At 70.6% G+C, this 9,751-nt stretch carries 12 protein-coding genes and 3 pseudogenes; 7 read left to right on the top strand and 8 right to left on the bottom strand.

Features of this window, described 5'->3' with window-relative positions; all coding sequences use genetic code 11:
- Window positions 1-12: 12 nt before the first annotated feature.
- Window positions 13-279 carry a transposase gene (locus ACIF80_RS37255; protein WP_399813422.1) on the top strand — a complete coding sequence of 89 codons (267 nt, stop codon included), beginning with the start codon at window positions 13-15 and terminating at the stop codon, window positions 277-279.
- Here ACIF80_RS37255 and ACIF80_RS37250 read toward each other — a convergent pair.
- Together ACIF80_RS37250 and ACIF80_RS37245 are read right to left on the bottom strand one after the other, a co-directional pair.
- Window positions 221-571 (bottom strand): hypothetical protein, encoded by a 351-nt coding sequence (locus tag ACIF80_RS37250; protein ID WP_399813411.1) that lies wholly within the window; start codon window positions 569-571, stop codon window positions 221-223. The genes ACIF80_RS37255 and ACIF80_RS37250 overlap by 59 nt on opposite strands.
- A gap of 270 nt (window positions 572-841) precedes the next feature.
- A pseudogene (locus tag ACIF80_RS37245) lies at window positions 842-916 on the bottom strand (hypothetical protein); the annotation flags it as partial.
- 16 nt (window positions 917-932) lie between these two features.
- Between ACIF80_RS37245 and ACIF80_RS37240 the strand changes: the two are divergent.
- The 3 genes and pseudogenes from ACIF80_RS37240 to ACIF80_RS37230 all read left to right on the top strand — a co-directional run.
- A pseudogene (locus tag ACIF80_RS37240) lies at window positions 933-1,292 on the top strand (winged helix-turn-helix domain-containing protein); the annotation flags it as partial.
- Window positions 1,289-1,774, top strand: coding sequence for a transposase (locus ACIF80_RS37235; protein ID WP_399813410.1), 486 nt, complete (start codon window positions 1,289-1,291; stop codon window positions 1,772-1,774). The pseudogene ACIF80_RS37240 and the gene ACIF80_RS37235, both read left to right, overlap by 4 nt.
- 116 nt (window positions 1,775-1,890) lie before the next feature.
- On the top strand, window positions 1,891-2,226 hold the full coding sequence (locus ACIF80_RS37230) for a beta/gamma crystallin domain-containing protein (protein ID WP_399813407.1): 336 nt from the start codon (window positions 1,891-1,893) through the stop codon (window positions 2,224-2,226).
- A gap of 146 nt (window positions 2,227-2,372) precedes the next feature.
- On the opposite strand, the gene ACIF80_RS37225 is transcribed toward ACIF80_RS37230, so the two are convergent.
- On the bottom strand, window positions 2,373-2,612 hold the full coding sequence (locus tag ACIF80_RS37225; protein ID WP_399813419.1) for an integrase core domain-containing protein: 240 nt from the start codon (window positions 2,610-2,612) through the stop codon (window positions 2,373-2,375).
- Window positions 2,528-2,962: a DDE-type integrase/transposase/recombinase gene (locus ACIF80_RS37220; protein WP_399813417.1), complete on the bottom strand. Its 435-nt coding sequence runs from the start codon at window positions 2,960-2,962 to the stop codon at window positions 2,528-2,530. The genes ACIF80_RS37225 and ACIF80_RS37220 overlap by 85 nt, the downstream gene beginning before the upstream one ends.
- Between ACIF80_RS37220 and ACIF80_RS37215 the strand changes: the two genes are divergently transcribed.
- Window positions 2,906-3,100, top strand: a complete 195-nt coding sequence (locus ACIF80_RS37215) for a hypothetical protein (protein WP_399813424.1) — start codon at window positions 2,906-2,908, stop codon at window positions 3,098-3,100. The genes ACIF80_RS37220 and ACIF80_RS37215 overlap by 57 nt on opposite strands.
- 63 nt (window positions 3,101-3,163) lie before the next feature.
- Here ACIF80_RS37215 and ACIF80_RS37210 read toward each other — a convergent pair whose 3' ends face one another.
- The 3 genes from ACIF80_RS37210 to ACIF80_RS37200 form a co-directional block, all read right to left on the bottom strand.
- On the bottom strand, window positions 3,164-4,303 hold the full coding sequence (locus tag ACIF80_RS37210) for an alkaline phosphatase PhoX (RefSeq protein ID WP_399813405.1): 1,140 nt from the start codon (window positions 4,301-4,303) through the stop codon (window positions 3,164-3,166).
- A 13-nt stretch (window positions 4,304-4,316) separates the two neighbouring features.
- Window positions 4,317-6,329 carry a hypothetical protein gene (locus tag ACIF80_RS37205; protein WP_399813403.1) on the bottom strand — a complete coding sequence of 671 codons (2,013 nt, stop codon included), beginning with the start codon at window positions 6,327-6,329 and terminating at the stop codon, window positions 4,317-4,319.
- A 69-nt stretch (window positions 6,330-6,398) separates the two neighbouring features.
- Window positions 6,399-7,235, bottom strand: coding sequence for an SGNH/GDSL hydrolase family protein (locus ACIF80_RS37200; protein WP_399813401.1), 837 nt, complete (start codon window positions 7,233-7,235; stop codon window positions 6,399-6,401).
- A 276-nt stretch (window positions 7,236-7,511) separates the two neighbouring features.
- Between ACIF80_RS37200 and ACIF80_RS37195 the strand changes: the two genes are divergently transcribed.
- Complete coding sequence (locus ACIF80_RS37195; RefSeq protein WP_399813399.1) at window positions 7,512-8,723, top strand: PucR family transcriptional regulator; 1,212 nt, start codon at window positions 7,512-7,514, stop codon at window positions 8,721-8,723.
- On the opposite strand, the gene ACIF80_RS37190 is transcribed toward ACIF80_RS37195, so the two are convergent.
- Window positions 8,609-8,941: a class I SAM-dependent methyltransferase gene (locus ACIF80_RS37190; protein WP_399813414.1), complete on the bottom strand. Its 333-nt coding sequence runs from the start codon at window positions 8,939-8,941 to the stop codon at window positions 8,609-8,611. The genes ACIF80_RS37195 and ACIF80_RS37190 overlap by 115 nt on opposite strands.
- Window positions 8,942-9,303: 362 nt before the next feature.
- On the opposite strand from ACIF80_RS37190, the pseudogene ACIF80_RS37185 reads away from it, so the two are divergent.
- Window positions 9,304-9,505, top strand: a pseudogene (locus ACIF80_RS37185) (hypothetical protein); the annotation flags it as partial.
- Window positions 9,506-9,751 lie beyond the last annotated feature (246 nt).

Here is a 9,751-nt window from a genome sequence, read left to right as displayed (position 1 = left end):
CCAAGCAGCAGAGTGCCGAGCAGCAGGTCTCACCGCATCAACAACTGTCCCTTTTCATCCGTACGTGGGTGGGGACGTTCATGTGTACGCCGACACCTGCCCCGCCGTTGGGTCATCGAAAGGTGCTTCGCCTGGTTCCTGCGCAGCCGGAGCCTGGTCCGTGACTACGAGCGACGCACCGACACTGGTGAAGCCGTCGTCCTGTGGTCGATGACCATGCTCATGAGTCGTCGCCTGGCCGCCCGGCACCAGGGCTCTGTTCCGGTGCGGGCAGCGTGAACCTGCCCGGCTTCTCCTCGACCAGCCAGCCGCGTTCCACCAGCCGCTTCAGCCGTGCCCGTGCGCCTTCGACGCGGGAGGCCAGCGCGCTGTCCCAGCCCAGCACCACCGCTGCCCGCCGGGCACCGAGCCCATCGGCTCCCGCCTCCAGATACTGCGCCAGGCCGATCACCCGGCACCGGAGCACCTCTTCCGCGTCCACCAGAGCCGCCCGCACCCGCTCCAGCTCGGCTTCGAGTTCCTCCACCCGCACCGCCGCGGCCTTATGCCGCGTTTCCAGAACCGCCCGCATCGACGGCATCCGCCACCCCCACGACATCTCGGCCGGCAGCGGACCAAGACTTTCGCAACAGCCGCGGTCTCATGCCTGACCAGCAGAAACCGCACACGGGATTCGGAAAGAGAACGACCTCTCACCGACTAGATCGCCGCCAAACTGCGCTGGCAGCTCACCGTCGACGAGGTCGAACGCGACACCCTGCCCCGGGCCACCACAAGCTGCCCGAACCAGCCCGTCACGATCACCCTCGCCCGGTGCCGATAGCACTCCTCCGGCGCACCATCAGGGCCCGTCCATCCTGCCGGGTTCTGTCAGGGACTGACGCATGTCGAGGTAGCAGCGCAGCCGCACACCCGTCTGTCCGGCATCCCTGCTGGAGAAGCTGGCCGCATACCTCGATGAGGGACCCGCCGCGCACGGCTGGGTGGAGGATCAGGTGTGGACCGCGGCAAGGGTGGCCACGCTGATCGGCAGGAAGTTCCACGTCTCTTACAGCGTCTCGGGTGCGACGCGGCTGATGCACCGGCTCGGCTTCAGCCCGCAGGTTTCCGCCCGGCGGGTCGCGGAACGCGACGAGCAGGCCGTCACCGTGTGGAAGGAGGCGACCTGGCCGGAGGTAAAAGAGCCCGGGCGGCCTGCGGGGGCTACATCTGCTTCGAGGACGAGGCAGGCTTCACCCGGCGGCCGCCCAAAGGACGCACCTGGGGTTGACGCGGCCGCACCCCGGTCGTGACGGTGAGCGGTCGACGCTCAGGGCGCCTGTCGGTGGCCGGGCTGATCGCGATGCAGCCCGGCTCCCGGATCCGGCTGTGCCACCGTCTGCGCACCCACCCCGCAGGCAAGGGTAAACGCCGCAGCATGGGAGAGCGGGACTTCATCGCGCTGATCGACGGCGTTCACCAGCTCGTCAAGGCGCCGATCGTGCTGGTGTGGGACCGGCTGAACACACATGTCTCCCACGCCATGCGTGAGTTGGTTGCCGAGCGTGACTGGCTGACAGTTTTCCTGCTGCCCGCCTACTCGCCGGACCTGAACCCCGTCGAGTGGGTATGGGCGCACGTCAAGCGCAGTCTGGCCAGCCTCGCTGTGGTCGCTCTTGACCGGCTCGAAGCCCTCGTCCGCAACCGGCTCAAACGCCTCCAGTACTGGTCCGAAACCCTCAACGGCTTCATTGCGGACACCGGCCTGACTCTCGACGGCCCAGCCTCACCTTGACGAGCCGAAATCAGTAACACGGAGTCAACCCTGTGGTTCAAGCTTGCGTCTGGTGATGTGAGCCGGGGTTTTACCCGCTCACATGTGTAAGTTCATGCACCACTGGGAGCACAACAATGAAGCGCTCGCTCAAGCGGGTCATCGTCGGAGCCATTGCGACGGGAGCCGTGACGGTCGCCCTGCCAGTCGGTTCGGCAGCGGCCATCAACAACGTGCAGTGCGGCACCCGCACTGACTTCGTCAAGGTCACCTACCTCGACGGACGTGCCATGACCTGCTTCGCCAATGCGGGTGTGATGGACCTGAATCTGCCCTACGTGACACAGGTCTCCTCCGGCAACAACAAGGTCCGGTTCGTGTCCAACGGCGAAACCGTAAGCATGGACAAGTGGACGAAGAAGAGCATCCTGGACGGCACCCCGCACACCATCACACGGCTGCGCATCCTCTAACCGGTTCGTCCGGTACCGACAGGCACCGGCTGCGGTGAAGTGACCGTCATACAGCGGGACGTGACCGCGTTCCGCTGTACGACGGAGGCGGCGGGCTGAAGTGCTCCGGAATGGTGGAGGCTCTATGCGTTGACTCCAGCCGCCGGTTAGGGCTGGTGTTGAGCGTAGTAGTTGGTCTCGTGTTCGTGGGGCGGGATGGTCCCGATCGCGGTGTGCAGGCGCTGGTTGTTGAACCAGTCCACCCACTCCGCGGTCGCGAGTTCGACATCGGGCAGGCCGTGCCAGGGCCTGCGCGGCTTGATCAGCTCGGTCTTGTAGAGGCCGATCCGGGACTCCATGAGGGCGTTGTCCAGCGCGTCGCCGACGGTGCCGATGGAGGCGTCGATGCCGGTCCCGAGGAGGCGGGCGGTGAAGGCGAGGACGTGTACTGGCTGCCCGCATCGGAATGATGTACCAGCCCGGGTCCGGCCGGGTTTCCGGCTCGGTCGCGGCGCCATAACGCCATGTCGAGGGCGTCCAGGACGAGCTTGGCCCACTTGCTGGTGGCCGCGGACCAACCGACGATCGCCCGGGAGAACACGTCGGCGACGAAGGCGACGTAGACGATTCCGGACCAGGTCGAGACATAAGTGAAATCGGCGACCCACCGCTCGTTCGGACAAGATGCGGTGAAGTCACGGTGCAGCAGGTCACCCGCCCGCTCGTGGCCGTCGTCGAGGTCGCCGAGGGCGCGCACAACGTACTGGTGCCGCTCCGCGACCTCTTCACGGCCGTCTTCCTGCGCTTCCCGCCGGCGGTGGAGATGACCCGCGAAGAAATCATCGCCTGGCTGGCCCCGGCAGTCCACCGCTGTCTCCACGCCGAACACTCGTAGCGCCGCCGGCGGCGGGGTGCCTCCTGGGGCGGGCCCCGGTTGCCGGCCGGAGCCCGTGGGGCCTCAGTGGCGGAACGGGCCGTGAACCTCGTACGTCACGCCGCCCGAGCCGCTGATCTCGCCGCTCGTGCCGCGCTGGGAGGAGAAGTAGAGGCGGCTGCCGTCCGGGGAGAAGGCCGGGCCGGTGATCTCGGAGTCGGGGTGGCCGTCGACGCGCAGGATCGGGGCGACCACGCCGTCCCGGGTGATGATGTTGATCTCCATGTTCCCGCCGTCCTCGGCGACATAGAGGTCTCCGGCGGCCGTGCCGGTGATGTTGTCGACACCGGTGAGGGTGCCGTCGCTGTTGTAGACGGACGTGATCGTCGAGTCCCGGGTGTCGTACGCCCAGACCTGGCGGTCGCCCTTGGCGGTGAAGTAGCAGATGCCCTCGGCGTAGTGGCAGCCCTCGCCGCCGTCGAAGTGGCGGGCGGCGGAGAGCTGCGTGCGGGTCTGGACCAGCGGCGCGTACGGGTTCGGCACCTCGCGCCACTCGACGCCGTCGCCCGAGGTCGTGCACGCCACGTCGAGGCGGCCGGAGGACAGGTCGCCCCAGGTGTCGGGCGTGAAGCGGTAGAAGCAGCCGTCGTCCTCGTCCTCGGTGAGGTAGATGACCCGGTGGTCGGGGTCGCAGGCGGCGGCCTCGTGCTTGAAGCGGCCCATGGCGTGGTGCGCGACAGCCTCCTTCCGCCCGTACGGGTCGGTTTCGAAGACCCGGCCCCGGAAGGTCTCCTCGCAGGACAGCCACGTGTTCCAGGGAGTCGCGCCGCCCGCGCAGTTGAGGTTGGTGCCCGACAGGATGCGGTAGGCGCGGTCCACGGAACCGTCGGCGCGGAAGCGGATGGCGGAGGCACCGCCCAGGAGCGGTATCTCGGAGTTGGAGACGTAGATCCAGCCGTCGCCGTCGGCATAGCAGGCGCCGCCGTCGGGCGCCGAGTGCCAGATGGTGCCGCCGACGGGCCGCAGTGAGCGGGCGACGACGCGGCTGGTGAACCCGGCGGGCAGGGCCACACTGTTGGCATCCGGGGCGAGGAGCGGCCCGTACGGACTGCCCGAAGCTGCGCCGGCCGGGGCGGCGTGGCCGGCCTGTTGCCACAGGGTGCCGCAGAAGACGGCGGCACCGGTTCCGGCGGCGACCGTGCGGAGGAAGGAACGTCGCTGCATGGGACCTCTTCCGTCATGGGGTGGGGATGGCGGTGCAGGGAGCGCCGCCGCAGACATCCATGACCCACCCGGTGGTCAGGAAGGTGGCCTTCTGCTGACGCGCGGTCGACATGTTCCGGGGGTCGGAGTGCGGGTCCTGCCCGTACTCGGGTGCCGTGGGCGGTGTGTTGGTCAGGGGCGGTGTGGGTGTGCCGCTGTCCCAGACGACCATCGCGGAGCCGCCCCGGAAGGGCGTGTCGGTGGTGCGGATGCCCCAGTGGGGCACCCGGTCGGGGCTACGGCCGGGTGCGAGCGCCGGGGCGTGGAGCCGGGCGCCGATGGTGCGGGCCTGGACGTCGGCGGCGACCATGGCCACCTGGTGGTCTCCGTAGGCGATGTGCATCAGGACGTCGTGGTCGTCGGCGAGCCGGGACGCGTATCCGTTGGTCTCGCCGCGGTCCCAGACCATCTGGTAGAGCTGGAGCACCACTTGCTGCCGCAGCTTGTCCGGGTAGCCGGCATCCAGCACCTGCTGGAACGGCGCGAAGTCGGAGCTGCGGTTGAGGAGCAGGCCATAGTTCATGCCGGTCACGCCCAGCACACCGCGCTCGATGTCGGTGGACGCGGCGAGCAGGGCGCCGCCGAGGATGCCGCCCTGGCTGTTGCCGTCGTAGACCAGCCCGTGCCGGGTGTCCAGCAGCGGCCGGCCGCCGGGCGCACGGAACGCGGGATCGGCCAGCAGCCCGTCGCGGTGGATCATGGCGCGGCCGAGGAAGAGGGCGTTGAGCATGGACTGCTGGGAGCGCTCCGGGATGGCGGGGAAGCCGTTCATGTCGGCGAGGGCGCCCAGGACCACGGGCACGTCGTCGGCGGCCATGCCGATCCAGTCGGTGGCGCAGAAGGTGAAGTTGTGCTCGTCGGCCATCGCCTTCACGTTGCCCGCGCCGACCTCGTTGCGGCTGCCGAGCAGCCCGTGGCCGTAGAGGGCGGGCCGGGAGGGCGTGCGGCCGGTGAAGGCGGAGCGGGGGATCTCGCAGCGGAACGCGGCGGTCTGGGTGTTGCCCGGCAGCCGGCGCGGAGTGCCGTCGCGGTCGCGGTGGAAGCGGGAGCCGGGCGGCCCGCCGGGACGGTCCAGAAAGCTGGGTACGGAAACGGTGCCCCGCACCTCCCTGGCGATCCGCGGGTCCTCCTGGGGAGTGAGGTCCGTGACCTCGGTGACCTCGAAGTCCGGCGCGGCGCGGCCGAGGCCGCGGAACGCCTGGTCACGGATGGAGAAGAGGTCGCCGGTCAGGTTGCGTTCGGAGGCGACGGTGAAGTCCCAGGCGAGGTGGAGGCCGCGTGCCGGCACCCCCGCCCGGCGCAGATCGCGCAGCACCGGCCGCAGGGCACGCTGCCGCTCGTACAGGGCGTGGCCGCGGGACAGCGGGCGCCCGGCGGCCGTGGTGAACGCCTCCGGCGCGGGCAGCGTACGGCCGTCCTCGCCGCGCAGCCCGCGCAGCGCCACGACGTAGCGGTGACCGGGGTGGAAGTTGCGGGCTGGGCGGATCAGCAGCGCCCGCCGCTCGTCGTCGCCCGCGCCGGCGTCCAGCTCGGCCCAGTACGGGTGTCGCTCGCCGGTGTCCGCGTCCAGCAGGACGATCGGCGCGTCCCGGTCCAGGGAGCGGCCGATGCCGGTGATCGGCGCGGCCCCGGTGGCGGCCGGGTCCAAGCCGGGGACGTGGACGATGACGGCCGAACCGGGAGAGAAGCCGTCCGAGCGGTTCCAGGCGGTGGGCGACACCGGGAGGCCGGACGCCGGGCGCGGCACGGTGTCCGTGGTGAACGCGACGCGGCGGCCCGTCTCCGAGCGCGGATTCGCCCGGGTGAACCAGTCATTGGGGAACGGCAGCAGGCACTCGGTGGGCGCGATCGGATCACAGCCCTCGGCCCGGGCCGCCGCACCCCCCGGGCCGGGCCCGGATGCCGCGGCGGGCGGTATCAGGACACCACCCGCCGCCCCGGCCAGCAGCACGGCCAGCGCGAGCCGCAGAGCGCGTAGCGCACGCACCGACCAGGCTGGCCGTGGGGCCCGCGCCCGGTGCCGCCGCAGCGGCCGGCCCATCAGGTACAGCACCCGTCAGGCGCCCGTGATGTGATTGCCGATCAGCCGCGCGTACGCGGCCTCACCGGCCGCGTTGGGGTGCAGCGGCGCCGCCGGCGAGGTGGGCACATAGCCCTCGATCCAGCGGCGGCTCGGCGCCTGGCAGGCGTCGTGGCCCGCGCTGGGCGTGCGCAGATCGACATACTCGGCGTCGTGGGCCGCGGCCTGCTCGGCCAGGATCCCGTTCAGCCGGTCCACCGCCCCCTGGAGATAGTCGGCGTCCACACCGAGCACCGGCTGCACCGGCCAGCAGCCACCCGGCTTGATGTAGAGCCCGTACCCCGCCACGATCACCCGGGCGTCCGGCGCCTTCGCGCGGATGCCGTCGAGTACGGCCGCCACCTTCGGCGCGGCGGAGTCCACGCGCTCCGCGACCCGGTCCACACCGCCCTCGGTGTGGCCCGTCTTGCACGGCTCCGCCGTCGGATTCAGCTGCATGCAGTCCTGGGCGATGCCGACCAGGCCCGCGTCGTTGCCGCCGATGGTGAGAGTGACCAGGGTCGTGTCCGCGCTCAGCGCGTTGAACTGCGGCGGCGCCTCGCCCATGTCCTGGTCCAGCAGGGACAGCCCCTGCGGCTGCGTCATGTGGTCCGTCTTCGCGCCACTGCACGTCACATCGCGGAACTCGGCGACGTCCAGCCGCTCCGCCAGCTCGTGCGGATAGTTCTGCGTGGACCGGCCGCAGGCCAGCGGCCCGGTGGGCAGCGGGATCAGCGGCCCGGACGGCATCGAGTCACCGAGGGCCACATATACCTCCCCCGTCGCGGACTCGGCGGCGGTGGCGGCGGGTGCGCCTGCCAGCAGCCCGGCCATCAGACCCGCGCCGAGCGCGCATCTGACCAGACGGGTAATTCCCTTGCGGTATGACCTGTTCACTGCGGCTCCCGAAGTCCCGAGGACGGCAAGGCGACAAGGCGGCAAGCTGTGCAACGCGCGGTACAGGAGAAACGGTGCGAATACGCTTCCGAGACGGTGGATGCGGATCCGCAACGGTGTCGGAGTTGGAGCGGAAGGTGCCGCCGGTCATCTTGCAGTCTCCTGGGGCCCTGCTTTAACTGGGCGGTAACGCAGACTTCGACGGGGGCCTTTGTGACGCGTGACAACTCCGGGCCGCACCTGTGCATCGCGGGCCGCCCCGCCGCCGCCCGACTCCGCGCCGCCGCACCCGCCCTGACCCGCCGTATCGTCGCCCGGCTGCGCGCCGAACTCCCCGCCTACGCCGAGCTGCCCGGTGAGGCACTGACCGGTGACATCGCCGACATCGTCCAGCACAACCTGCGGATGCTCGCCGATTCCCTGGAACACCGGCGCCCGCCCGGCGAAACCGAACTCGCCCGGCAGCGGGACTCCGCCGGCCAGCGCGCCGAGGAGGGCGTACCGCTGGACGCCATCCTCACCGCCTACCACCTGGGCACGACCATGTGCTGGCAAGAGCTGTCCGCTGGCGCCCGCCCCTGCGAACTCCCCGACGTGACCCAGACCGTGACCCACATACTGACGCTCCAGCAGTACGTCACCTCGGCCGTCAGTGCCGGCTACCTGGAGGCCCGCCGAGCCCTGGACAGCGAAGAACACCGCGGCCGCCACGCCCTGATGACGGCCCTGCTCGCCGGAGACCCGGCCGAGGGTGGTAGCGAACGCTACGTCGCCCTGACCCTCGCCCTCGCCCCGCACCCCGACGAGACCGGCGACGGTCCCGGCGCCCGGATCGCGGCCCGGCGCAAGCTCCGCCGAATCCGCTCGGCCCTCGACGCCCACGGCGGCGAGCCGCCCCTGACCGCCCTCGGCCCCGACGGCGGCACCATCCTGCTTCCCACCGCCGCGCCCCCGCCCTGGACGGAGCTCACCGCGCTCGTAGCCCGTACCGCGGACGCCGCCAGCGTGCCGGTGACGGCCGCGGCCGAGACGGCCGAACCGCCCGGGATACCGGCGGCCGTCGCCCGTACCGCCGAGGTCGTCGCCCTCGTACGCCGCTCCGGCCGGCCGCCCGGCCTCTACCGGCTGGCCGACGTCCTCCTGGACTACCAGCTGAGCCGCCCCGGCGAGGCCCTGTACGGCCTGGCCTCCCTGCTGCGGCCCCTGGAGGGCAAACCGGAACTCCTGCGGACCCTGGAGACCCACCTTGCCCGCGAACTGGACCGCCGCGCCACCGCCGCGGCGCTCCACATCCACCCCAACACGGTCGACTACCGACTGCGCCGCATCACCACCCTCACGGGCCTGTCCCCGACCCGCCCCCTGGACCTACAGCACCTGGGCGCGGCCCTCGTCGCACGCCGGTCACTGTGCCCGGACCGCTGACTCCCCGGCGCGGTCAGTGCCCTGGCGTCACCGAACTCGACGGTGCAGCCAGCCTTCGCCGCCTGGTCCAGGTGCCGCTGCACCGGATCGACAAGGTGGACGTGGTAACCCTCTGCGGTCAGCCAGCGGGCATGTGCGCCAGGGCCTCCACCGACATCCAGAACCGTCGCGGGAGCCAACGGAAGCGAGCGGCTGAGGAGTTCCCGAATGCGGACCATCTCCAGCACCCCGTCGGCGCTGCCCAACAGGCGTACCGCTTCGTCGTACCGGTCGCTGTAGAAGTCGATGATCTTCTGGGGACCCGGGGCGGAGTGCTGGTCATGTCACCTTCCGGAACACGCGGACGGGATCACCTTGAGCCTGACCGGTCAACCGTTCCAGTCAAGCAGGATCCTCGCACAGCTCTCCGAGCCTGCCGCGGGCGAGCCGCCCCGGAGCGGACACGGTCATCCGCTCCGGCGCGGGCAGGGACTCTTGACGAGGAGCGAGGCGGGACGCTGCCGTGCCGCCGGCCTCATGGCCGGACCCGGTGACGAGGTCGGGCCGCCGGTCGGCTCCGGGCCATGGGTGCCCGCTACGCGCCCTGCACACCGCCTTGGTCGTGGAGGGCAATTGGGACGAGGCGGACTGGGCGGAGCTGGAGGAGAAGGCCCGCTCCATCACCCCGTGCCGGATGGTGGATCGACCAAGTGCGCCACGAGGCGCCACGTAACCGAGTGGAGGTGGAAGGACTCCACCGCCGCTCCGTCGCAGCGTGGGTGGCGAAGCCGAGGGCAGCCTGACCCGGAAGACGCCGGGGAGGGTGGAAAGCAGCCCTGACAACGCCGTGACGGGCCGGAACTACCAGACGGCCTGGGTACGGCAAGCAAGGCGGAGACGCGTAACGCGAGTGAACCAGTGGTTGAACCCCCGTAACTCCACCGTCAGCTCAAATCTAGGCGCTGTTTCTCGGATCACGTGCGGAGCCAGATGGCGAGGGCTGCGAGTGTGACGGTGCCGAGGTAGATGTAGGCGCGTTTCTCGTAGCG

This window comes from Streptomyces sp. NPDC085927 (assembly GCF_044540975.1).
Taxonomy (GTDB): Bacteria; Actinomycetota; Actinomycetes; order Streptomycetales; family Streptomycetaceae; genus Streptomyces; species Streptomyces hirsutus.
This window is presented reverse-complemented; position numbering and strand designations above follow the sequence as displayed.

Coding starts and splice junctions, on each gene's coding strand:
- ACIF80_RS37200 (WP_399813401.1), bottom strand. CDS start 7,235: ATGGCCGGGCTGCTGGCAGGCGCACCCGCCGCCACCGCCGCCGAGTCC.
- ACIF80_RS37190 (WP_399813414.1), bottom strand. CDS start 8,941: ATGGTCCGCATTCGGGAACTCCTCAGCCGCTCGCTTCCGTTGGCTCCC.
- ACIF80_RS37230 (WP_399813407.1), top strand. CDS start 1,891: ATGAAGCGCTCGCTCAAGCGGGTCATCGTCGGAGCCATTGCGACGGGA.
- ACIF80_RS37210 (WP_399813405.1), bottom strand. CDS start 4,303: ATGCAGCGACGTTCCTTCCTCCGCACGGTCGCCGCCGGAACCGGTGCC.
- ACIF80_RS37250 (WP_399813411.1), bottom strand. CDS start 571: ATGCGGGCGGTTCTGGAAACGCGGCATAAGGCCGCGGCGGTGCGGGTG.